Annotated in this window: 19 protein-coding genes and 3 tRNA genes; 17 read left to right on the top strand and 5 right to left on the bottom strand. The window is 40.0% G+C overall.

The features are described 5' to 3' along the window. Positions 1-21 precede the first annotated feature (21 nt). A complete protein-coding gene (gene mgsA, locus ACXVWP_RS08635) occupies positions 22-480 on the bottom strand; it encodes a methylglyoxal synthase (RefSeq protein WP_128787098.1) in 459 nt (152 codons plus the stop codon). A 307-nt stretch (positions 481-787) separates the two neighbouring features. Here mgsA and aceE point away from each other — a divergent pair, with 307 nt between their 5' ends. The 4 genes from aceE (at position 788) to ACXVWP_RS08615 (ending at position 7,670) form a co-directional block, all read left to right on the top strand. After that, a complete protein-coding gene (aceE, locus tag ACXVWP_RS08630) occupies positions 788-3,454 on the top strand; it encodes a pyruvate dehydrogenase (acetyl-transferring), homodimeric type (RefSeq protein ID WP_049355368.1) in 2,667 nt (888 codons plus the stop codon). A gap of 89 nt (positions 3,455-3,543) precedes the next feature. After that, positions 3,544-5,442, top strand: a complete 1,899-nt coding sequence (gene aceF, locus ACXVWP_RS08625; RefSeq protein WP_049355367.1) for a pyruvate dehydrogenase complex dihydrolipoyllysine-residue acetyltransferase — start codon at positions 3,544-3,546, stop codon at positions 5,440-5,442. 91 nt (positions 5,443-5,533) lie between these two features. Next, complete coding sequence (gene lpdA, locus ACXVWP_RS08620) at positions 5,534-6,958, top strand: dihydrolipoyl dehydrogenase (RefSeq protein ID WP_049355366.1); 1,425 nt, start codon at positions 5,534-5,536, stop codon at positions 6,956-6,958. Positions 6,959-7,118: 160 nt separating this feature from the next. Then, on the top strand, positions 7,119-7,670 hold the full coding sequence (locus ACXVWP_RS08615) for an NlpC/P60 family protein (RefSeq protein WP_049355365.1): 552 nt from the start codon (positions 7,119-7,121) through the stop codon (positions 7,668-7,670). Between the two features lie 74 nt (positions 7,671-7,744). On the opposite strand, the gene ACXVWP_RS08610 is transcribed toward ACXVWP_RS08615, so the two are convergent. Continuing rightward, positions 7,745-8,194, bottom strand: coding sequence for a LexA family protein (locus ACXVWP_RS08610; RefSeq protein WP_075875252.1), 450 nt, complete (start codon positions 8,192-8,194; stop codon positions 7,745-7,747). Between the two features lie 273 nt (positions 8,195-8,467). Here ACXVWP_RS08610 and sstT point away from each other — a divergent pair, with 273 nt between their 5' ends. Genes sstT through ACXVWP_RS08580 form a run of 6 tightly spaced genes read left to right on the top strand, consistent with a single transcriptional unit; the run spans position 8,468 to position 13,884 of the window. Continuing rightward, positions 8,468-9,709, top strand: coding sequence for a serine/threonine transporter SstT (gene sstT, locus ACXVWP_RS08605; protein WP_049355364.1), 1,242 nt, complete (start codon positions 8,468-8,470; stop codon positions 9,707-9,709). Between the two features lie 57 nt (positions 9,710-9,766). Further along, positions 9,767-11,215 (top strand): molybdate ABC transporter ATP-binding protein ModF, encoded by a 1,449-nt coding sequence (modF, locus tag ACXVWP_RS08600; RefSeq protein ID WP_049355363.1) that lies wholly within the window; start codon positions 9,767-9,769, stop codon positions 11,213-11,215. A 45-nt stretch (positions 11,216-11,260) separates the two neighbouring features. Further along, positions 11,261-12,175, top strand: coding sequence for an SPFH domain-containing protein (locus tag ACXVWP_RS08595; RefSeq protein ID WP_049355362.1), 915 nt, complete (start codon positions 11,261-11,263; stop codon positions 12,173-12,175). A 52-nt stretch (positions 12,176-12,227) separates the two neighbouring features. Then, a complete protein-coding gene (locus ACXVWP_RS08590) occupies positions 12,228-12,683 on the top strand; it encodes an NfeD family protein (protein ID WP_014065643.1) in 456 nt (151 codons plus the stop codon). Next, positions 12,680-13,285, top strand: a complete 606-nt coding sequence (locus tag ACXVWP_RS08585) for an NAD(P)H-dependent oxidoreductase (protein WP_128787102.1) — start codon at positions 12,680-12,682, stop codon at positions 13,283-13,285. Before ACXVWP_RS08590 ends, ACXVWP_RS08585 begins: the two co-directional genes overlap by 4 nt. 23 nt (positions 13,286-13,308) lie before the next feature. Continuing rightward, positions 13,309-13,884 (top strand): TorD/DmsD family molecular chaperone, encoded by a 576-nt coding sequence (locus tag ACXVWP_RS08580; protein ID WP_128787103.1) that lies wholly within the window; start codon positions 13,309-13,311, stop codon positions 13,882-13,884. A gap of 80 nt (positions 13,885-13,964) precedes the next feature. Here ACXVWP_RS08580 and gyrA read toward each other — a convergent pair whose 3' ends face one another. Together gyrA and ycaO are read right to left on the bottom strand one after the other, a co-directional pair. Beyond that, complete coding sequence (gyrA, locus tag ACXVWP_RS08575; RefSeq protein WP_289902442.1) at positions 13,965-16,610, bottom strand: DNA topoisomerase (ATP-hydrolyzing) subunit A; 2,646 nt, start codon at positions 16,608-16,610, stop codon at positions 13,965-13,967. 153 nt (positions 16,611-16,763) lie between these two features. Continuing rightward, complete coding sequence (ycaO, locus tag ACXVWP_RS08570) at positions 16,764-18,527, bottom strand: 30S ribosomal protein S12 methylthiotransferase accessory factor YcaO (protein ID WP_289902441.1); 1,764 nt, start codon at positions 18,525-18,527, stop codon at positions 16,764-16,766. Positions 18,528-18,706: 179 nt separating this feature from the next. On the opposite strand from ycaO, the gene ACXVWP_RS08565 reads away from it, so the two are divergent. Continuing rightward, complete coding sequence (locus ACXVWP_RS08565; RefSeq protein ID WP_049381360.1) at positions 18,707-19,045, top strand: YegP family protein; 339 nt, start codon at positions 18,707-18,709, stop codon at positions 19,043-19,045. Here the strand turns inward: ACXVWP_RS08565 and ACXVWP_RS08560 are convergent, their stop codons facing one another. Beyond that, positions 19,046-19,762 (bottom strand): class I SAM-dependent methyltransferase, encoded by a 717-nt coding sequence (locus ACXVWP_RS08560; protein WP_289902440.1) that lies wholly within the window; start codon positions 19,760-19,762, stop codon positions 19,046-19,048. Positions 19,763-19,772: 10 nt separating this feature from the next. On the opposite strand from ACXVWP_RS08560, the gene gloB reads away from it, so the two are divergent. The 6 genes from gloB (at position 19,773) to ACXVWP_RS08530 (ending at position 23,048) form a co-directional block, all read left to right on the top strand. Next, the gene (gene gloB, locus ACXVWP_RS08555; RefSeq protein WP_128787107.1) at positions 19,773-20,474 is read left to right on the top strand and encodes a hydroxyacylglutathione hydrolase; all 702 of its coding nucleotides are present in this window, start codon (positions 19,773-19,775) and stop codon (positions 20,472-20,474) included. Between the two features lie 135 nt (positions 20,475-20,609). Next, positions 20,610-21,932 carry a glutamyl-tRNA reductase gene (gene hemA, locus ACXVWP_RS08550; protein WP_369866781.1) on the top strand — a complete coding sequence of 441 codons (1,323 nt, stop codon included), beginning with the start codon at positions 20,610-20,612 and terminating at the stop codon, positions 21,930-21,932. A gap of 4 nt (positions 21,933-21,936) precedes the next feature. After that, positions 21,937-22,659: a phosphodiester glycosidase family protein gene (locus tag ACXVWP_RS08545; protein ID WP_297567731.1), complete on the top strand. Its 723-nt coding sequence runs from the start codon at positions 21,937-21,939 to the stop codon at positions 22,657-22,659. Positions 22,660-22,782: 123 nt separating this feature from the next. After that, positions 22,783-22,859 (top strand) — tRNA-Met (locus tag ACXVWP_RS08540). Between the two features lie 5 nt (positions 22,860-22,864). Continuing rightward, positions 22,865-22,949, top strand: a tRNA-Leu gene (locus tag ACXVWP_RS08535). 27 nt (positions 22,950-22,976) lie between these two features. Then, a tRNA-Gln gene (locus ACXVWP_RS08530) sits at positions 22,977-23,048 on the top strand. The last annotated feature ends 1 nt before the right edge of the window (position 23,049 follow it).

Below are 23,049 nucleotides of genomic sequence, written 5' to 3'. Positions count from 1 at the left end.
TTGGTCGGGATTATTTGATTTTTAATCTAAACGCGCCTTTAAATACCCGTCATAATCGGGGATATCAATATTGATTTCTTGATCAAATAAGCTTGATGTTAACAGAAAATCGGCTGTACTTTGATTGATCGCAATGGGAATATTCCAAACGGTTGCAATACGTATTAAGGCTTTTACATCAGGATCATGGGGGGCCGCATTCATCGGATCCCAAAAGAAAATCATCATATCAATCTTTTTCTCAGCAATCAGTCCGCCAAGTTGTTGATCTCCACCCATAGGGCCACTCAATAGCGAAGTTATTTTTAGTCCTGTTTCTTTCGATAAAAGATGGCCTGTCGTGCCCGTTGCATAGAGCTGATGATGGGTGAGCACGGATTTATGTTTTTGAACCCAAGTAAGTAAATTTTGCTTACAACTATCATGAGCTACTAAGGCTATATGCTTATAGGAAAAGATTCGGCGAGTAGTGGTGTTCATTATTTTTCCTTGGACTAAATGAAAAATCTTTATTGACGCTTTAAATTAATCTTAGTCAGCGCTATCATATTAATAGGCAATAAGTATCAGAATTGTACTAAAATAATCGTACGATTGACAATCTGCATAAAAATAATACGGGTAAATGCACCAGTATAATGAAAATTTACTATCTTTATTATAAAAAATCTTATAAAATTTACAACATTTGTTAAATGTTTGTAACATGGATGCAAGCTTAATTTTCATTTTCGCGTTTGGTTATGAACCAAATTTTATTTTCACTCAGTAAAAATAAGGAAAGACTATGTCAGATACCTTAGTAAACGATATTGACCCAATTGAAACGCAGGATTGGCTGTCAGCAGTTGATTCATTGATTCGTGCAGAAGGCGTAGAGCGTGCGCATTACATTATGAATCAAGTAATTGAACAGGCTCGTAACGGTGGTGTGAATATTGCTAAAGGTGGATTTACTACCCCTTATGTCAATACAATCCCCGCTTCTGAGCAACCTGTATATCCAGGTGATAAAACGATTGAGCGTCGTATTCGTAGTGCTGTTCGTTGGAATGCTATCATGGCGGTATTGCGTGGACAGAAAAAAGATCTTGAATTAGGTGGCCACATTTCAACTTACCAATCTGCAGCAAGCATGTATGAAGTTTGTTTTAACCACTTCTTTAAAGCGGCGACAGATAAGAATGGCGGTGACTTAGTCTTCTTCCAAGGCCACGCAGCGCCAGGTATGTATGCTCGTGCATTTGTTGAAGGTCGTATTACTGAAGAACAAATGAATAATTTCCGTCAGGAATGTGAACCAGGTAAAGGCCTTTCTTCTTACCCACACCCGAAATTAATGCCTGAATTCTGGCAATTCTCTACGGTATCTATGGGACTAGGTCCAGTGAATGCTATCCGTTCTGCTCGTTTCTTAAAATATTTAGATAATCGTGGTTTAAAAGACACTAAAGATCAAAAAGTGTATGCTTTCCTTGGTGACGGTGAGATGGATGAAATCGAAGCAAAAGGTGATTTAACATTCGCAGCACGTGAAGGCTTAGATAACTTAATCTTCGTTGTAAGCTGTAACTTGCAACGTTTAGATGGTCCAGTAACGGGTAATGGCAAAATCGTTCAAGAATTAGAAGGTTTATTTGCTGGTGCGGGTTGGGAAGTGATCAAAGTCATGTGGGGTAGTGGCTGGGATAAATTATTTGCAAAAGATACTAGCGGCAAATTAACCCAATTAATGATGGAAGTGCTTGATGGTGACTATTTAACCTTCAAATCTAAGAATGGTGCATATGTTCGTGAACACTTCTTCGGTCGTTATCCAGAAACTGCTGCATTAGTGGCTGATATGACAGATGATGAAATCTGGGCATTAAGACGTGGTGGTCACGATTCAGAAAAACTTTATGCCGCATTCCATAAAGCGCAAACTGCAGGTAAACCTGTTGTGATCTTAGCGCACATGGTTAAAGGTTATAAAATTCCTGAAGCAGAAAGTAAAAACACTGCGCACCAATCTAAAAAAATGTCGATTGAGAGTTTAAAATCTTTCCGCGACCATTTCCAATTAGATATTAAAGATGAAGATATTCCTAACTATCCGTACATCACATTCCCAGAAGGTTCGGAAGAGTACAATTATCTTCACGGCAGACGTAAAGCGTTAAACGGTTACTTACCAAAACGTTTACCAAAATTTACGACCGAATTTAAAGTGCCAGCATTGGAAGAGTTTGCGCCATTATTGGAAGAGCAAGCGCGTCCAATTTCAACTACAATGGCATTTGTACGTTTCTTAAATACCTTATTGAAAGATAAAAATATTGGTAAACAAATTGTGCCAATTGTTGCTGATGAAGCGCGTACTTTCGGTATGGAAGGTTTATTCCGTCAAATCGGAATTTACAACCCGCATGGTCAAAACTATGTGCCTTCTGACCGTGAGTTAGTCGCTTACTACCGTGAAGCGAAAGATGGTCAAGTATTACAAGAAGGTATCAATGAATTAGGTGCGGCATCATCTTGGTTAGCGGCAGCGAACTCATACTCTGTAAATAATCTTCCGATGATTCCATTCTTTATCTACTACTCAATGTTTGGTTTCCAACGTGTGGGTGACTTAATGTGGGCAGCGGGTGACCAATTAGCTCGCGGTTTCATGATCGGTGGTACTTCTGGCCGTACAACATTAAATGGTGAAGGTTTGCAACACGAAGATGGTCACAGCCATATTCAATCTCTGGTTATTCCTAACTGTGTGTCTTATGACCCCGCTTACGTTTATGAAGTGGCCGTTATCCTACAAGACGGTATCAACCGTATGTACGGTGAAAAACAAGAAGATGTGTTCTATTACATCACCACATTAAACGAAACTTACGAACAACCAGCAATGCCAAAAGGCGCAGAAGAAGGTATTCGTAAAGGTCTTTATAAATTTGAAACCGTTGAAGCGAAAGGCAACAAAGGTCATGTTCAATTATTAGGTTCCGGTGCTATCTTCCGTCACGTTCGTGAAGCGGCACAAATCCTTGCAAATGAATATGGCGTAAGCTCTGACGTGTATAGCGCACCTTCATTCACAGAGGTGGCGCGTGAAGGTGCAGATGCCGTACGTTGGAATATGCTACACCCAACTGAAAAACCACGTGTTCCTTACATTGCTCAAGTAATGAATGATGCACCAGCAGTTGCGGCTACTGACTACATGAAGTTGTTCGCAGAACAAGTTCGTGCCTTCATTCCAGCACAAAGCTATCACGTATTAGGTACTGACGGTTTCGGTCGTTCAGATAGCCGTGAAAACTTACGTGAACACTTCGAAGTGGATGCGCGTTATGTTGTGGTTGCAGCATTGCATGAGCTTGCAAAACAAGGCAAATTTGATGCGAAAGTGGTCGCTGATGCAATCGCAAAATTTGGTTTAAAAACTGAAATTTTAAATCCACTTTACGCTTAATAAAGAATATCCTGTGTGTGAAAGCACACAGGATCATCTACAAATAAAGTGCGGTTAATTTTAACTGCGTTTTTTAAAGGTAAGATAACATGTCAAAACAAATTCAAATTCCTGATATCGGTAGTGATGAAGTTACCGTAACAGAAGTGATGGTGAAAGTAGGTGATACCATTACAGCTGATCAAAGTATTATCAATGTTGAAGGTGATAAAGCTTCAATGGAAGTACCAGCACCAGAAGCTGGTGTAGTAAAAGAAGTATTAGTAAAAGTGGGTGATAAAGTCACAACTGGCACCCCAATGCTTGTTTTAGAGTCAGCGGATGCGGCAGCGCCTGCTCCAGCTGCAGCAGCATCTGCGCCGGCAGCCGCACCAGCAGCTGCAAGTGTAGTTGAAGTGAATGTACCAGATATCGGTTCAGACGAAGTAAACGTGACTGATATTATGGTGAAAGTAGGCGATACCGTTGAAGTAGACCAATCAATCATCAATGTTGAAGGTGATAAAGCCTCAATGGAAGTGCCTGCTCCGGTTGCTGGCGTAGTAAAAGAAATTTTAATCAACGTGGGCGATAAAGTTGTTACTGGTAAATTAATCATGAAATTTGAAGTAGCGGGTGCAGCACCAGCCGCAGCGCCTGCTCAACAAGCTTCAGCGCCTGCAGCAGCACCAACAGCTTCAGCCATTAAAGAAGTGAATGTACCAGATATCGGTGGCGATGAAGTTAATGTAACTGAAATCATGGTTGCAGTTGGTGACAGCGTTTCTGAAGACCAATCTTTAATTACCGTTGAAGGTGATAAAGCCTCAATGGAAGTGCCAGCTCCGTTTGCGGGTGTGGTAAAAGAAATTTTAGTGAAATCAGGTGATAAAGTTTCAACTGGTTCATTAATTATGAAATTTGAAGTGGCAGGCGCAGCACCCGCTCCTGCAGCAGATCCGGCAGCGGCAGCTCCTGCGCCTCAAGCAGCATCTGCAGCAGCGCCGGCAGCACAATCAGGTAATGTATCTGGTTTAAGCCAAGAACAAGTTGTCGCAAGCGCAGGCTATGCACACGCAACACCGGTGATTCGTCGCTTAGCGCGTGAATACGGTATTAACCTTGATCGCGTAAAAGGTACGGGTCGTAAAGGTCGTGTTGTGAAAGAAGATATTCAAGCTTACGTGAAAACTGCTGTTAAAGCGTTTGAAACAGGCACTGTATCTTCTGCAGCTGCGGGTAATGGTGTGGCAAATGGTGCGGGCTTAGGTTTATTACCATGGCCGAAAGTTGACTTCAGCAAATTTGGTGAAGTAGAAGAAGTTGAATTAAGCCGTATCAACAAAATCTCTGGAGCGAACTTACATCGTAACTGGGTAATGATTCCACATGTTACTCACTTCGATCGCACAGATATCACCGATTTAGAAGCATTCCGTAAAGAACAGAACAAAATTGTTGAAAAACAAAAATTGGATGTGAAAATTACACCTGTTGTGTTCATTATGAAAGCGGTAGCAAAAGCATTAGAAGCGTTCCCACGTTTCAATAGCTCGATCTCTGAAGACGGACAAAAATTAACACTTAAAAAATACATCAATATTGGCGTAGCGGTAGATACACCAAACGGTCTTGTTGTACCTGTATTTAAAAACGTGAACAAAAAAGGTATTATCGAACTCTCTCGTGAATTAATGGAAATCTCCAAAAAAGCACGTGACGGTAAACTTTCAGGTTCTGATATGCAAGGTGGTTGTTTCACCATTTCAAGCTTAGGTGGTATTGGTACAACTCACTTTACACCAATCGTAAATGCACCTGAAGTAGCTATTTTAGGTGTGTCTAAATCAGAAATGCAACCGGTATGGAATGGTAAAGAATTTGAGCCACGCTTAATGCTTCCATTATCATTATCTTTCGACCACCGTGTGATCGATGGTGCTGATGGTGCTCGTTTCTTAAGCTATATCAATGGCGTATTAGCTGACTTACGTCGCTTAGTGATGTAATTAACGCAGTAAGATGTGAGTGATTAGGCTCACATCTTACAGAAAGGATCGCAAGTGCGGTCAAAAATTTGAACGTTTTTACGAGGTAAAAATGAGTAAAGAAATTAAAACCCAAGTTGTGGTACTTGGTGCTGGTCCAGCAGGTTATTCAGCGGCATTCCGTTGTGCGGACTTAGGTTTAGAAACAGTACTTGTTGAACGTTATTCAACATTAGGTGGGGTATGTTTAAACGTAGGTTGTATCCCTTCTAAAGCATTACTTCACGTAGCGAAAGTAATTGAAGAAGCAAAACACGCAAACAAAAACGGCGTGTATTTCGCCGAGCCTCGCATTGATTTAGATGAAGTGCGCGCAGGTAAAGAAGCGGTTGTGGCGAAATTAACAGGCGGTCTTGCAGGCATGGCTAAACAACGTAAAGTAACCGTTGTTGAAGGTTTAGCGGCGTTTACCGATCCACATACATTAGTGGCACGTGATCGTGATGGTAAACCAACCACAATTAAATTTGATAATGCGATTATCGCAGCGGGTTCTCGTCCAATTCAATTACCATTCATTCCACATGAAGATCCACGCGTTTGGGATTCAACGGATGCACTTAAATTAAAAGAAGTACCGAAAAAACTTTTAATCATGGGTGGTGGTATCATCGGTTTAGAGATGGGTACTGTATATGATGCATTAGGTTCTGAAGTTGAAGTGGTTGAAATGTTTGACCAAGTAATTCCTGCGGCAGATAAAGATGTGGTGGGTATTTATACCAAACAAGTTGAGAAAAAATTCAAGTTAATGCTTGAAACTAAAGTGACTGCAGTTGAAGCAAAAGATGATGGTATCTATGTTTCAATGGAAGGTAAAGCATGCAACGACACTAAACGTTATGATGCAGTATTAGTCGCAATCGGTCGTACGCCAAACGGTAAATTGATTGATGCAGGTAAAGCAGGCGTTGAAGTGGATGAGCGTGGTTTCATTCATGTTGATAAACAAATGCGTACCAATGTGCCTCACATCTTTGCAATCGGTGATATCGTTGGTCAACCAATGTTAGCTCACAAAGGTGTGCACGAAGGTCATGTTGCGGCAGAAGTGATTGCAGGACAAAAACATTACTTTGATCCAAAAGTCATTCCTTCTATTGCTTATACTGAACCAGAAGTGGCTTGGGTGGGTAAAACTGAGAAAGAATGTAAACAAGAAGGTTTAAACTACGAAGTGGCTAAATTCCCTTGGGCAGCTTCTGGTCGTGCGATTGCTTCAGAATGTGCTGAAGGTATGACTAAATTAATCTTCGATAAAGATACTCACCGTATACTTGGTGGGGCTATCGTAGGTTCTAACGGTGGTGAATTATTAGGTGAAATCGGTCTTGCGATTGAAATGGGTTGTGATGCAGAAGATATCGCATTAACTATCCATGCTCACCCAACACTTCATGAATCTATAGGTCTTGCAGCTGAAGTATTTGAAGGTTCAATTACCGATCTTCCAAATGCAAAAGCGAAGAAAAAATAATCAATTCTAATCTTTTTAAGGGCGGCTCATTGAGCCGCCCTTATTTTTTTGAGATCTCACTCACAAAATTGCATAAAAATTCAATAAAGACTGGCGAGCATAATGACTTTTTGGTAGAATCCACCCAGTTTTTTTTATATTTTTTTATTATTTGAAAGCGATGTTAAAGAAGATTTTGATTATTGTAGGGTTGGCTGTATTAACAACAGCCTGTTCTAACGGTCCTAGGCATGCCCATAATGGTGTAATTACAGAGACTGATGATGTGGAGCTAACAGGGTTAATTGCTGGTTTAGATGGAAAAAAAGGTGGACTTCACCCTAAATTAAGAACAAACCGTCCTAAATCTGGTTTAATTGGTGATAAAGCACTTGATCAAGTTTATGACGAATGGGTGGGAACACGTTATAGAATGGGAGGAACTACAAAACGTGGTATTGATTGCTCTGCATTTATGCAAACAGCTTTCCTTGATGCTTACGGTATGGAACTGCCACGTTCAACTTCAGAACAGCGTTATTTAGGTCGTCAAATCCAAAAAAATGAATTGCGTAAAGGCGATTTAGTATTCTTCCGTCGAAATAACCATGTAGGTGTTTATATTGGTAACAACCAATTTATGCATGCAAGTTCAAGCCAAGGTGTAACAATTAGTTCATTAGATGAAGATTACTGGGCAAGAACCTACACACAATCTCGTCGTGTGATGTAATGACAATTTTGTTTCAACAAAAAAGTGCGGTTAATTTTAACCGCATTTTTTCTTTACGTAGATCATTTATTGGCTTAAGCCGCAAATTTCATTAAGTCTCTTCTTGGTTTCATTTGATGGATGGTATTCGTTACCGTGCCAACTAATGGAAGGTTTGTCCATTGTGTTGTTTTAATATTTTCCACTTTAGAATCTAATGCCATGAATACAAATTCATTACCGCTTACGCCGGCAAATTCATAAATATGGAATTCATCTTGTTTTTCTAATACTACAAGATCACCAATGAAAAGGCTGTCATTTTTTTCAACCACTAACATATCGCCCATTTCAATTCCCCAAGCAAGCATATTCGGATTGGTAACACGAATGAAGCAAGTTTGTTGTGGACGTTTTATGCAATAAAGGTTGAGATCTAATTTTTTATTAAATGTCGATTTACTTTCAACATCATTGAAAAATGGCATAGGATGATAAGAAAACGTCATATCATTTTGTGCAACTGTATTTGCGTAGTTCATCATCTTGTGTTCCTTTTAGTTAGTGTATTTTTAATCATTGGTTGTTTATACAGGTGCAATATACTGTAGTTAAATACAGTATGTCAATAGGGCATAGAAAAAATTTTTTTATAGGCGGAAATTTTAGAAAAAATTCATTCCAATCTTAAAAAGTTCAATTTTTTAACAAAATAATAAAGAAAAAATTTTCTTTTAAACAAAATTTAAGCTATCTTTACTCTGTTTCGGTGGATCGTAACGATCTGAGGTTCAACTTAATCTTCATTTAAAACTATTATGAATACATCACGTTTATTTCATTTTTTGTTTCAAGGTAATTTGGTAAAACGAATTGCTATTGGTTTGGTACTCGGGATCCTTGTTGCGTTGGTGAATGAGAATGTAAAAAATTCAGCAGGTATAGATCTTGCATCTAGCTTTGGTGTGTTAGGTCAAATTTTTGTGAAAGCATTGCGTGCAGTTGCACCAATTTTGATTTTCTTCCTTGTTATGGCTGCACTGGCTAATAAGAAAGTGGGTTCTAAAAGCAATATGAAAGAAATTGTCGTGCTTTATCTTGTGGGAACTTTCTTAGCCGCTGTTGCTGCGGTAGTGGCAAGTATGGCATTCCCATCAGATGTAGCGCTTGCGGTAAAAGAAGATGCGAGCTCTGCGCCTCAATCTATTGGCCAAGTGATGCTTGCTTTAGTATTGAACGTGGTTGATAACCCATTAAATGCAATTTTCAAAGCAAACTTTATCGGTGTTTTAGCGTGGTCTATCGGTTTAGGTTTAGCCCTTCGTCATGCATCAGATGCAACAAAACAAGTGGTGGCTGATTTTGCAGAAGGCATTTCTAAAATTGTTCACGTGATTATTTCATTTGCACCTTTCGGTGTATTCGGTTTAGTAGCTGAAACATTATCTGACAAAGGCTTATCTGCGTTAGGTGGATATGTTCATTTATTATTCGTGTTAATTGGTACAATGTTATTTACAGCCTTTGTACTTAACCCCATTCTCGTTTATTGGAAAATTCGTCGTAATCCATATCCATTAGTGTGGACTTGTGTACGCGAAAGTGGTGTAACTGCATTCTTTACGCGTAGTTCTGCAGCAAACATTCCTGTAAACATTGAATTAGCAAAACGCTTAAATCTTGATGAAGAAACCTATTCTGTGGCGATTCCATTGGGTGCAAATATCAATATGGCGGGGGCGGCAATTACCATTACTGTATTAACGCTAGCAGCTGTTCATACATTAGGTATCGAAGTCTCTTTCATTAGTGCGCTGTTATTAAGTATTGTTGCTGCGCTTTGTGCGTGTGGAGCGTCTGGTGTGGCAGGTGGTTCATTATTGTTAATCCCATTAGCTTGTAGCTTATTCGGTATTAATGATGACATTGCAGCTCAAATGATCGGTGTCGGTTTTGTTATCGGTATCTTACAAGACTCAACAGAAACTGCACTTAACTCTTCAACTGATGTACTATTTACTGCGGCAGTATGTATCGAAGAAGAGCGTAAAAACGGTTAATTAAATTCATCTAACAAGGCGGGCAATTGCTCGCCTTTTGTTTTTAAGGGAAAGAGAATGACACTTTTAATTCAGCAAGCAAAATTTGAACTTCATCAAAAACAGGCCTTAAACTTACCGCACTTTGCGATTGAGCCACAGCAATATTGGGTTGTGGTGGGGAGCAATGGGAGTGGGAAATCGGCGTTTGCTTTAGCCTTGCAAAATGAGTTGCCTTTACAGGAAGGGGAGTACCATAATTCCTTTAAACGTGTTCACTTCTTTTCTTTTGAAAAACAACGAGAAATTCTTGAAGCGACATTAAAGAACTTAAATAACGATGATACCGATCCCGATTTTTTTGGTCAAACAGCAAGAGAAACCATTTTAAATGGTAGTACGGCGCTTACTTTTTGTGAACAAATTGCAGAAAAATTAGGAATTACTTATCTCTTAGATCGTTTCTTTATCAAACTTTCTACTGGGGAAACGCGTAAAGTGTTATTGGCACAAGCGTTATTACAAAAGCCTGATTTGTTGATTTTAGATGAGCCTTTTGAAGGGCTAGATCAACAATCTGTGCAAGATTGGATGACGATGTTAAACGAACTGAAAAAAGAATGTGCAATTGTTCTAATTGTTAATCGTTTGGCCGATATTCCTGCTGAAGCGACTCATTTAGCCATGTTGGAAAATTTAGAGTTAGTATTAGAAGGTGAACGCCAATTCATTGAGCAACAAAGTATTTATCAACAATTAGTTTATGCGGAACAGTCTGTTGATGTAGCTTTGCCTGAGCCAGCCTCACCATTACTAAAATTGCCTGAAAACCAACCGCACTTTGAGCTTAAAAATGTCACGGTCCAGTATGGCGATAAAGTCATTTTGGAGCAGTTAAACTGGGTTGTTCAGCCAAATCAAAATTGGTGGATTAAAGGACCTAATGGCGCAGGAAAGTCTACGTTACTTTCGTTAATTACAGGTGATCATCCTCAAGCATTTGCGAATCATGTAGTGATCTTTGGTAAACAACGTGGATCAGGTGAAACCATTTGGGATATTAAACAAAAAATTGGCTACGTAAGCAGCCAACTGCATTTAGATTATCGTGTGAATTGTTCCGTGCTAGATGTCATTATTTCAGGCTTTTTTGATAGTATTGGGATTTATCAACAAGTGCCAGAGGCAATTCGTTTAAAAGCCATGCAGTGGTTAGCTCGTTTAAATCTGACTCATTTAGCCAAAAAGCCATTTCGTTCACTTTCTTGGGGACAGCAACGTTTATTGCTCATTACTCGTGCGATGGTGAAATATCCACCTGTTTTGATTTTAGATGAACCTTTTCAAGGGCTTGATGGATTAAATCGCAAGCTCGTAAAAAATTTTATTGAGCAACTGGTCAATAATAGTAAAACCCAACTTTTATTTGTCTCTCATCAAGATTTAGATGCCCCGAATTGCATTACGCATCTTTTTGAATTTATAAGAGAAAACGATAAATATATTTATATACAAAGTGCGGTCTAATTTGATAGACTTTTCTTATATTTCCTCATCATTAAGGAGCAATCTATGGAAGGCTTATCTATTGCCGCAATCGTCTTTATTGTATTAGCCGTTGTTGTGCTATTTTCGGCACTTAAAACCGTACCGCAAGGTTACAACTGGACGATTGAGCGTTTTGGGCGTTATACCCACACCTTAATGCCGGGCTTGAACTTTGTGGTGCCGTTTGTGGATCGTGTTGGTCGTAAGATCAATATGATGGAACAGGTATTAGATATTCCCTCACAAGAAGTTATTTCTAAGGATAACGCGAACGTATCCATTGATGCGGTTTGTTTTGTACAGGTGATTGATGCTCGCAGTGCAGCTTATGAAGTAAATCATTTGGAACAAGCAATTATCAATTTAACCATGACCAACATTCGTACTGTATTAGGTTCGATGGAGTTGGATGAAATGCTTTCTCAACGTGATTCCATTAATGGCCGTTTATTGGCAATTGTGGATGAAGCGACCAATCCTTGGGGGATTAAAGTCACCCGTATTGAAATTCGTGATGTGCGTCCACCACGTGAATTGATTGATTCCATGAATGCACAAATGAAAGCGGAACGTAATAAACGTGCGGAAGTGTTGGAAGCGGAAGGTATTCGTCAGGCGGAAATTTTACGTGCCGAAGGGGAAAAACAAGCCCGAATTCTGAAAGCGGAAGGGGAGCGTCAAGAAGCTTTCTTACAAGCAGAAGCGCGTGAACGTGCGGCAGAAGCGGAAGCGAAAGCAACTCAAATGGTGTCAGAAGCGATTGCTAGCGGTGATACCAAAGCAATCAATTACTTCATCGCACAAAAATATACAGAAGCCTTAAAACAAATCGGTGGTTCACCGAATAGCAAAGTGGTTATGATGCCGCTTGAAGCCGGCAATTTAATCGGCTCGGTAGCGGGCATTGCCGAACTGTTAAAAGGCGACAAAAAAGCATAATTTCCTAAAGTGCGGTTAAAAATGACCGCACTTTTTCTCTCAAGGAGTTGATATGGCAGATTGGTTGACAACTTGGTCGGTGTGGCATTGGTTAGTATTAGGTTTTGTATTATTAATCGCTGAAACCCTCGTACCTGGCGTATTTTTATTGTGGTGGGGCTTGGCCGCGATTGTGGCTGCTGGCGTGATGGCGTTGGTGCCAAGTTTATCCTTAACCGCTTTAGCCGTTTTTTATGCGATTTTAGCGATTATTCTCTCGCTGCTTTGGTGGAAATACCAACATAGCAAAGATAATCAGGATCAATCACGTACAACCTTAAATCAACGAGATCATACTTTGTTAGGTAAAAAAGGCACGGTATTAGAAATCGGTTCTAACGGGATTGGTCGTGGTGCCTTTGGCGATACCACATGGCGTATTCAAGGCGAGCATTTAACAGTGAACGATCTTGTGGTAGTAGAACGCGTTGATGGCATCACATTGTTAGTGAAAAAGGTCACAGAATGAATCATTTAATTATTTTTGCACATCCCAATAGCCAAAAAAGTTTTGGTCGCGCCATCGTGGATCGCATTGTAAAAGCAAGCCAACAGCTTGGTGTTGAAACCCATTTGCGCGATCTTTACACCATGGAATTTAATCCGATTATTTCCTTTGAAGAATTACAATCGGCCAATAAAGGGATTATTCCGGTAGAAATTCAGCAAGAGCATGAGTTTATTCGCCAAGCAGATTTGATTACGATGGTTTATCCTTTATGGTGGATGGGTTTTCCTGCAATGCTAAAAGGCTATTTGGATCGTGTATTAAGCCATGGTTTTGCTTATAAAACAGAAAATGGTGAATCCAAAGGTCTGCTTCAAGGTAAAGTGATGCAACAATTTATCACTATAGGGAGTAGCGTAGCAAAATATCAAGAATACGGCGTGGATAAATCTCTTAATCATTGTTTGATCAATGGTTTATTTAATTATTGCGGTATCGAGAATGTGGATTACACTTTATTCGGTGATATTCATATTATCGATGATGTTGCTCGCCAAGCGATGCTTGACGAAGCCGCCGAAAAAACAACGGCAAAATTGACCGCACTTTTAGCTCAATCGTGAGCACAATCATAGGAAAGCAACAGATGTCAGAAACTCAAGTGAATAATTTTTCTTTAATAAGCCGTCTATTTGGCAATTTATTTTATCGCAGCCCTACAGATCCAATTTTGAGTGGGGTATTTGATTGGCTGCAGCAACAAGGTTTAAGTCAAGTGTGGGCACTTTCTACGGATAAAGAAAGCAAAGCGGCCATTGATAATTTACAAATGAAAATTGATTTAACGTTGCTTGATCAAGAATATCAAAAATTGTTTGGTCCAAACGGTAACGTACCAACGGCTATTTCAAGTTATGATATGGATGTGCAACGTTTTGTGGATTTTCGTCATGCGCGTAATGTGCCTGAAGCAGAGAATGTTGATCATTTCGCCTTGTTATTGCTTACGGCTTCTTGGTTAGAAGACAACACGGAATCGCTATCTGCTCAACAAGATTTATTCGGTGATTTCTTATTACCTTGTGCAGCGAAATTCTTAACCCAAGTAGAAACTTATGCAACGCTTCCTTTCTATCGCTCATTGGCATATTTAACCCGTGAAATTCTTGCGGCAATGGCTGATGAGTTAGAGGAAGGTGAGTCGTTTTCATCAATAGAATAGATCTCTAAAAGAGATTTTTAGATGCCAATAAAAAAGCCCCGCGAATCAAAACGCAGGGCTTTTATTTAATAGAAGATCAATTATTCTTCAGAAGTTACATCTTCAGTGCCTTCGTCTTCATCATCCACATCACAAACACGTTCAAGACTGACTACGTGCTCATCTTCTGCGGTACGAATTAAACGAACCCCTTGGGTGTTACGGCCAACGATACTGACTTCACTTACACGAGTACGCACTAAGGTACCCGCATCGGTAATAAGCATAATTTGGTCGGTTTCTTCTACTTGTGTCGCGGCAACGACTTTACCGTTACGTTCGCTCACTTTAATCGAAATCACCCCTTTGGTATTACGGGATTTGGTTGGGTATTCGCTTAATTGCGTGCGTTTACCGTAACCATTTTGTGTCGCGGTAAGAATTGCACCATCATTTTTCGGTACAACTAAGGAAACCACTTTATCGATGTTGAGATCGAGGGTTTCTTCTGCATTATCGTCAGAAACCTCTTCAATTTCGACCGCACTTTCATCGTCAGCGATGTCGTTGGTGAGAGCGAGTTTAATACCGCGTACACCTGTTGCTAAACGCCCCATTGCACGTACTGCGCTTTCAGCGAAACGTACCACGCGACCTTGAGAAGAGAACAACATGATTTCGTTAGAACCGTCAGTGATATCCACACCGATTAATTCATCTTCATCACGTAAGTTCAAGGCGATGATTCCGCTTGAACGTGGACGGCTGAATTCAGTTAGCGCAATTTTCTTCACAATACCGCCAGCGGTTGCCATGATAACGAATTTATCTTCTTCATAAGCAGAGATTGGTAGGATTGCGGTGATACGCTCGTTTTCTTGTAACGGTAGAATATTTACAATCGGACGACCACGCGCACCACGGCTCGCTTGTGGTAATTGATAGACTTTCAACCAATATAAGCGGCCACGGCTCGAGAAACAGAGAATTGTATCGTGAGTATTCGCCACTAAGAGTTTTTCGATGAAGTCTTCATCTTTCATCTTCGTTGCGGATTTACCTTTACCACCACGACGTTGTGCTTCGTAGTCGGTAAGCGGTTGATATTTCACATAACCTTCGTGAGAAAGGGTCACTACCACATCTTCTTGAGCAATTAAATCTTCTAAATCAATATCACCGGAAGCGGCAGTAATTTCGGTACGACGTTCGTCAGCGAATTGAGCACGTACTTGTTCAAGCTCTTCACGAATCACTTCCATCAAGCGCTCAGGGCTGTTGATGATGTGGAGAAGTTCTGCAATTTTAACCAATAACTCTTTGTATTCATTGATCACTTCTTCGGTAGCAAGACCGGTTAAACGGTGTAAGCGAAGTTCTAAGATTGCATCAACTTGTTCTGGAGAAAGATAGTAATCAGAACCTTGAATACCAAATTCAGCCGCTAATTCAGCCGGACGTGCCGCCGCATCAAGCAAGCCTAAAATGTCGTTATTCAGTTTCCAAGGGCGAGAGATTAATTTTTCTGCCGCTTCTTTACGCTCTTTCGATTGACGGATGATGTCGATGATTTCATCGATATTTGATGTTGCAACCGCTAAACCTTCTAAAATATGGGTACGCTCACGGGCTTTGCGTAATTCAAATAAAGAACGGCGAATCACCACTTCGCGACGGTGCATCACAAAGGCTTCAATGATTTGTTTTAAGTTGAATAAACGTGGTTGACCGTGATCCAAGGCCACCATGTTGATCCCGAAGGTCACCTGCATTTGGGTGAGGGCATAAAGGTGATTTAAAACTACTTCACCCACCGCATCACGTTTGATGTCGATTTCAATGCGGATCCCTTCTTTGTTCGAAAGGTCGATAATATTGCTGATACCTTCGATTTTTTTATCTTTGATAAGCTCAGCAATTTTTTCCACTAATTTCGCTTTGTTCACTTGATAAGGCAATTCGGTCACGATGATTTGCTCTTTGCCTTTATCCGTTGTTTCTACGCTAGCACGAGCACGAACATACACTTTGCCGCGCCCCGTGCGATAAGCTTCTTCAATTCCTTTACGGCCATTAATTAATGCCGCTGTCGGAAAGTCTGGGCCCGGGATATATTGCATTAATTCATCAATGGTGATGTTTTCGTTATCAATATAAGCCAAGCAGCCATCTAAAACTTCATTTAAGTTATGCGGTGGAATGTTGGTTGCCATCCCCACCGCAATACCGGAAGAACCGTTTGCTAAAAGTGCAGGAATACGGGTTGGCAATACATCCGGAATCATTAATTCGCCATCGTAGTTAGGCGAGAAATTCACGGTTTCTTTATCCAAGTCAGTTAATAACGCTTGGGTGATTTTTTGCATACGGACTTCGGTATAACGCATTGCCGCTGGTGCGTCACCATCGATTGAACCGAAGTTACCTTGCCCATCTACCAACATGTAGCGCAATGAGAACGGCTGTGCCATGCGCACAATGGTGTAATACACCGCAAAATCACCGTGTGGGTGATATTTACCGATTACATCACCTACCACACGGGCAGATTTTACGTATTTTTTGCCGGCAGTGATGCCAGATTGATCCATGGAGAAAAGCACACGTCGATGCACCGGTTTTAAACCGTCACGTACGTCGGGCAAAGCACGCCCAACAATCACCGACATGGCGTAGTCAAGGTAAGAAGATTTGAGTTCTTCTTCAATATTGACTGGAGTAATAGAGGAATGGATTGAATCCGTCATTTTTATTCCTTTTTTGATCAAAAAATTGTGACGGATTATAGCATAAATTTAAGCGTTTTTGTGTGAAAAGTGCGGTTGATTTTAAAGCAGTTTTTTAATGCGGAAATAAATAAGGCAGACATTAAGTCCGCCTTACGATTGAGAGAAAATCGTCTATTTCCAATTTTCTCGTTTGGCTTTTTGTAGTTTAGCATAGGCACCAAGTAAAGCTTGGTGTTCTTTAAAGTTTTCAAGCGTTTCATCACTGGCTGGCAAGTTATAGAACGGGTTACCTTTTTCTGCCACCGCAGCCCAAGCTTGTTGAACGGCTTCTTTACCATACATTCTTTCAAATGCACTGCGATATTGTAGTGGATCGCGAGTATTGTCTAAATGCAATTCAATGATGCTGATTAAAGCACGATAGTAATTTGCACGCTCTGGTGTAAATACAGAGCTATTCATATTCATCGTCCAGTTTGCCCAATCTAAGGCTAATTCTAATTCACCTAATGCTAAGTAAAGCATGGATTTCAGTTCACCAACACGTAATGTTGTCCAACCGCTTGCTTTTGGTGCAACGATACCGATAAATTCGCGAATACGAGTGGCATCGTCAATATCTTGCTCATCTAATTCTGCTAATAATTCTTCATAAGTTTCAGCATCATGATGATGGTGCGGTAGATCCAATAAGATCTCACGCCAGTCCATACCCATATTATTATTGGCATAAATGAGGTCATCAGCAGGATAGATATCAGACATGCCTGGTACGATAATGCGGCAAGCGTAAACGTCTAAATGGTTGTAATCCATGATATAGACTTCTTTTTCCTCTGCATTAAAGATTGCCATCAAGTTTTCATATTCTTCTTGCGTTGAACCTGAGAAATCCCAATCTACAAATTCATAATCTGGCGTATTTTTAAATAAATCCCAAGAAATTAAACCGCTAGAATCAATAAAGTGTGTTTCAAGGTTAGCATGCTCTGCCACATCATCATTATTGAATGATGGAGGCGAGAATACATCCAGATCTTTTAAGCTGCGACCTTGTAAAAGCTCCGTTACGGTACGCTCTAATGCCACTTGGAAATTCGGATGTGCACCAAAAGAAGCAAAGCACGTGCCATTATTTGGATTGAGCAATACCACGCAAATGACAGGATATTTGCCACCTAGTGACGCATCAAAGGCATAAATAGGGAAGCCTTCTTCCTCTAATTTTGTAATAGAGGCTTGAATAGATGGATAGCGATCCATCACGGATTTTGGAATTTCAGGAAGACTGATTGCTTCTGCAATAATGCGATTTTTTACGTAACGTTCAAAAACTTCTGAAAGCCCTTGCACTCGAGCTTCATTTTTTGTGTTACCGGCAGACATCCCGTTAGAGACGTATAAATTCGCAATGATACTTTGTGGAATATAGACGGTTTCTTGATCGGATTGACGCACATAAGGCATCGCAACAATACCACGATCGTAATTACCGGATTGCAGATCCACAAGCAATTCTGGGGTTAGTTCTTGATTTGGATCGAAATAATCCCATAAGTAATCATCTAAAATCCCTAATGGTAAAAGGGCGTCATCTTCAATAGGAAACCATTTTTCAGTGGGATAGTGGACGAAATCACCGTTAGCAATCTCTTGCCCTAAATAGAAATCAGCAAAGAAATAGTTGGTGGAAAGACGTTCGAAATATTCACCTAATGCAGACGCTAATGCGGCTTTTTTACTCGCGCCTTTACCGTTAGAAAAACATTGTGGGCAATCTTTATCACGAATGTGTACAGACCAGACATTTGGCACAGGATTAAGCCAAGAGGCTTCTTCGATATTGAAACCAAGTGCGGTCAATTTTTGTTGAAATTTTGAAATACTGTCTTCAAGTGCGGCATCTTTGCCAGGAATAAATGTTTGTCCGTTCATAATTGTTCCTGTTATAAAAAACTTTCGGATCATAGGGGAGTTTGAGATGCTAATCAAGCATAAAATTTATACGCTTTAGCGCTTGTTTTCCTTGATTTTTAAGGGTAAATTAGCTTGGCGCAGAAAGGCGTTTTCTGTGTAGGTAAAATTATAAACAAATCAATCAATTGGGAGACATCATGGCTCAAGGATTTTATGAATTAAAAGTGGCTAAAGACGGACAATTTATGTTCAACTTAAAAGCAGCAAACGGACAAGTTATTTTAACTAGCGAACTTTACAAAACAAAAGCATCAGCTGAAAACGGCATTGCATCAGTGCAAAAAAATGGTGTGGATGCGAAAAACTTTGAATATCGCGTAGCGAAAAATGACAAACCTTACTTCATTTTAAAAGCGGCTAACCACCAAGAAATTGGTCGTAGCCAATATTATTCTTCTCAAGCTGCAGCAGAAAAAGGCGTTGAGTCTGTAATGAATAATGCATCTTCTGCAGTAATCAAAGAAGTGACAGAATAATCATTCTGTTCTGATTTCTTTAAATGCACCTGCCGGCTCTAAAAACGCCGGCATTTTTGATCGCGCTTTCTCTGGATTCAGTGTTAAGGGATAAGTTCGTTTTTGGGCAACGATTACAGTAAGCGGAGAGCAGAGCGTACTCTTTTCTTGTTTTATGGCTAGTCTTTCTTCTGCAATCACATCAAAATTTAATAACGATAGCCAGTCAATGACTCGCCAAGTAGCATATTGTCGGAATTTAAACTCACCTAATTTCGGTTTGAAAAGTAATGGACTCATCGGATTAAATAACGTGATGAAAATCCAGCCGTCATCCTTTAAAACACGATGTGCTTCACGCAATATTTGATGAGGATCTTGCGCAAAATTTAAGGTGTTTGCCAACAAGCAGGCATCCATTTCTTTTTCAATAAAAGGCAAGGCTAATGGCGATGCTTGGAGCAAGCTATCACTTTCATTTAAAAGTGCGGTAGGAAAATGCGCTGTTTTTTCAGCTAACACAATTTGATGACGTAAAGGCAAGTCAAAGGCAATTTCGCCACTTAAGGCACCGACTTTCAGAATTTGATAGCCTAAAATTTTTGGTGTCCATTCTGTAAAATAATGAGTCAATACGTTACAATAGACATTGCCTTGTGGTAATTCTTTCCAGCTTTCAGGTGAACGAAGTGGTTTGTGCCATTTGGCTTTCCAATTCAATGTTAATCCTATTTTCATCAGGTAATTTATGCTAGTTCCTATTCCTGCACTCAATGATAACTATATTTGGCTTTATAGACGAGAAAATTTCCCCGTAATTGTGATCGATATCCCAGAAATAACCCGTTTAATTCCGTATTTAGAATCCAATAAGCTAGATGTAGAAGCGGTGTTATTAACCCATAATCACGATGATCATGTGCAAGGTGTCGCAGCGTTTAAGCAATATTATCCTAATGTGCCTGTTTTCGGTCCGACAGAATGTGCCAATAAAGGGGCAACCAATATCGTTGAGAGTGGTGTGATTAATACGGCACATTATCATATTGAAGTTTTGCCAAGTGGTGGTCATACGGCAGGGCATGTCAGCTATTTGGTGGATGGGCATCTATTTTGCGGTGATGCGTTATTTTCTGCAGGCTGTGGTCGCGTATTTACAGGAAATTTTGCTCAAATGTTTGAATCTATGCAACGTTTTAACCAATTACCAGATGAAACCGTGGTTTGCCCGGCTCATGAATATACGCTGGGTAATTTAGCTTTTGCGGAAACCGTATTGGCGGATAAAAGTGCGGTTGAAAATCAACGTGTTTTGGTGGAACGTTATCGAGCTGAGGGTAAACCGAGTTTGCCAACAACAATGGGATTAGAGAAACAAATTAACCCGTTTTTACAAGCAAAAAATTTAGACGAATTTACGCAATGGCGTTTAGCGAAAGATAAGTTTTAACTCGTTTTAGTTATTTGTTTGAGTTTTTTCTCTTGAAATTTGCTCAATTCTCAACAATTCATTAAAATAGCGAAACTTTTACTTTCTACTTAAGTCGCATATTGATAAAAGTGCGGTTGTTTTTATTAGATTTTTATGACCCTTCTTGTTCTAGGCATTAATCATAAAACAGCTTCTGTCGCTGTTCGTGAGAAAGTCGCTTTTTCTGAAGAAAAGCGGCAGCTTGCCTTACAACAAATTCACCAACAAGATTTGGCTGAAAGTGCGGTTATTCTTTCTACCTGTAACCGTACAGAGATTTATCTTCACCATCGTCAAATTTCCCCCCAAGAGTGTAAGCAATGGCAAACGAACTGTACAAATTGGTTTGCTAATATTCATCAGCTTTCTGTCGATGAATTAAATAAAAGTATTTACACCCATCAAAATCAACAAGCTGCGAATCATTTGATGCGCGTGGCGTGTGGTTTGGATTCATTAATTTTGGGCGAGCCACAAATTTTAGGACAGGTAAAACAAGCCTTCCAAATCAGTGAAGATTATTATCAAGCGGCAAATATTCCACTTTCGAGCACGCTTTCTCGTTTGTTCCAAAAAACTTTTGCTACGGCAAAACGTGTACGCACTGAAACTAATATTGGTGAAAGTGCTGTATCAGTCGCTTATGCGGCTTGTAGCTTGGCGCGTCAAATTTTTGAATCTTTACGTGAATTACAAATTTTGCTCGTCGGGGCAGGGGAAACCATTGAATTGGTAAGCCGTCATTTATTACGCCATGGTGTAAAAAAATTGATGATTGCTAACCGCACTTTATCTCGCGCTGAACAGTTGGTAGAGACTTTAGCCTCCAATACACCGATTGAGGTGTATTCTCTTGAAGAGTTACAAACTCCACTAAATCAAGCGGATATTGTCATCAGCTCAACAAGCAGTACGAATGTTTTAATCACCAAAGCAATGGCTGAAATTGCGGAAAAAGCACGCCAATTTAAACCGACTTTAATGGTGGATATTGCGGTGCCGCGTGATATTGATGAAAACGTCTCGGAATTAGAAAGTGTGTATCATTACACCGTAGATGATTTGCAAGATATCATTCAACGCAACCTTGCTCAACGTCAGCAAGCATCAGAGCACGCACAAGACATCATTACACAAGAATGTACGGATTTCTTTGAGTGGTTGAAGGTTCATCAGTTCTCTAATTTGATTCGTCATTATCGTGATGAAGCGGAGAATACTCGCCAAGAATTACTCGAAAAAGCCTTACACCAAATTCAACAAGGTGAAAATGCTGAAAAAATTCTGCAAGAATTGAGTTATAAATTAATGAATAAACTCATTCATGCACCAACCCAGTCCATGCAATCGATGATGAAATCCGGTAATGCAGAAGGGTTGCATACCTTTTCAAATGCTTTGCATTTAACCCATCCTTTAAATGAAAAAAGCAATTAAATTTTTGAGCGCACTTTTCAGTAGTGCTGCGTTACTGATGAGTGTGCAAACCCTAGCTGAATATCGAACTTTTGATGATGGCAATATTACTTTCGGGATTTTTCAGGCAAAGCCTGAAGAAGTGCAGCTACATTGGAAAGATGCTGAAGGTAAAGATTATCAAAGTTTAACTCGTCTTAAAAATGCTTTAGAGCCTAGCTATAACGTGAAAATGATCATGAATGCAGGTATTTATAGTATCAATAATACACCAGCAGGATTATGGATTGAACGAGGAAAAGAGCTTAGTGCTTTAAATACTAAATCAGGTAAAGGTAATTTCCATGTGCAGCCTAATGGAGTGTTCGCTGTTGCTGGAAATAAGCCCTATATTTTAACAACCGCCGCATATCAGAAAAGTAAACTTAAGCCAGATTTTGCTCTGCAATCAGGCCCGATGTTAATTATTCATGGAAAAATGAATCCACAATTTCGAGTAAGCCTAGAAAGCTATCATAAGCGTAATGCAGTGTGTTTGACGAAGCAGAATGAATTACTTTTTTTGATGACGATAAAAGGTGAACCTAACCTTTATACATTGAGCCAAGGGTTGCTGAAAGTAGGTTGTTATGACGCCTTATATCTTGATGGAACAATATCTAATTGGTACATTCCAGGGCAATTTAACACCTTGCATTGGAAGCGTTTTGTTGGAATGATCTCCGTTCTTGATATGAACAAAAAATAGCAAAAGCGTTTTATTTATAATCAATTAAATCAAAAAAAACGTTTTTTGCAAAAAAATGATTGACGAGAATGGACTAAATCAGGATAATACGCCCCGCAAAGCCGATAAGGTAAAGCAAATGATGGCTACATAGCTCAGTTGGTTAGAGCACAACACTCATAATGTTGGGGTCGCAAGTTCGAATCTCGCTGTAGCCACCAAGTTTGCGGGACTGGCGAAATTGGTAGACGCACCAGATTTAGGTTCTGGCGCCGAGAGGTGTGTGGGTTCAAGTCCCTCGTCCCGCACCATTTATCAGCTTGCAGTCAAATAGTAGTTGGGGTATCGCCAAGCGGTAAGGCACCGGGTTTTGATCTCGGCATCCCTAGGTTCGAATCCTAGTACCCCAGC

It is taken from the genome of Haemophilus sp. SZY H56, from assembly GCF_054332415.1.
The sequence above is the reverse complement of the archived record's forward strand: the minus strand, read 5'-3'. Positions and strand labels throughout refer to the sequence as shown.

Excerpts from the sequence above, each read along its gene's own strand:
- gloB (WP_128787107.1), top strand. The coding sequence starts at position 19,773 with ATGCTAGTTCCTATTCCTGCACTCAATGATAACTATATTTGGCTTTAT.
- aceE (WP_049355368.1), top strand. The coding sequence starts at position 788 with ATGTCAGATACCTTAGTAAACGATATTGACCCAATTGAAACGCAGGAT.
- ACXVWP_RS08595 (WP_049355362.1), top strand. The coding sequence starts at position 11,261 with ATGGAAGGCTTATCTATTGCCGCAATCGTCTTTATTGTATTAGCCGTT.
- modF (WP_049355363.1), top strand. The coding sequence starts at position 9,767 with ATGACACTTTTAATTCAGCAAGCAAAATTTGAACTTCATCAAAAACAG.
- mgsA (WP_128787098.1), bottom strand. The coding sequence starts at position 480 with ATGAACACCACTACTCGCCGAATCTTTTCCTATAAGCATATAGCCTTA.
- sstT (WP_049355364.1), top strand. The coding sequence starts at position 8,468 with ATGAATACATCACGTTTATTTCATTTTTTGTTTCAAGGTAATTTGGTA.
- ACXVWP_RS08585 (WP_128787102.1), top strand. The coding sequence starts at position 12,680 with ATGAATCATTTAATTATTTTTGCACATCCCAATAGCCAAAAAAGTTTT.
- hemA (WP_369866781.1), top strand. The coding sequence starts at position 20,610 with ATGACCCTTCTTGTTCTAGGCATTAATCATAAAACAGCTTCTGTCGCT.
- lpdA (WP_049355366.1), top strand. The coding sequence starts at position 5,534 with ATGAGTAAAGAAATTAAAACCCAAGTTGTGGTACTTGGTGCTGGTCCA.
- ycaO (WP_289902441.1), bottom strand. The coding sequence starts at position 18,527 with ATGAACGGACAAACATTTATTCCTGGCAAAGATGCCGCACTTGAAGAC.
- ACXVWP_RS08615 (WP_049355365.1), top strand. The coding sequence starts at position 7,119 with ATGTTAAAGAAGATTTTGATTATTGTAGGGTTGGCTGTATTAACAACA.
- ACXVWP_RS08560 (WP_289902440.1), bottom strand. The coding sequence starts at position 19,762 with ATGAAAATAGGATTAACATTGAATTGGAAAGCCAAATGGCACAAACCA.
- gyrA (WP_289902442.1), bottom strand. The coding sequence starts at position 16,610 with ATGACGGATTCAATCCATTCCTCTATTACTCCAGTCAATATTGAAGAA.
- aceF (WP_049355367.1), top strand. The coding sequence starts at position 3,544 with ATGTCAAAACAAATTCAAATTCCTGATATCGGTAGTGATGAAGTTACC.
- ACXVWP_RS08565 (WP_049381360.1), top strand. The coding sequence starts at position 18,707 with ATGGCTCAAGGATTTTATGAATTAAAAGTGGCTAAAGACGGACAATTT.
- ACXVWP_RS08580 (WP_128787103.1), top strand. The coding sequence starts at position 13,309 with ATGTCAGAAACTCAAGTGAATAATTTTTCTTTAATAAGCCGTCTATTT.
- ACXVWP_RS08590 (WP_014065643.1), top strand. The coding sequence starts at position 12,228 with ATGGCAGATTGGTTGACAACTTGGTCGGTGTGGCATTGGTTAGTATTA.
- ACXVWP_RS08610 (WP_075875252.1), bottom strand. The coding sequence starts at position 8,194 with ATGATGAACTACGCAAATACAGTTGCACAAAATGATATGACGTTTTCT.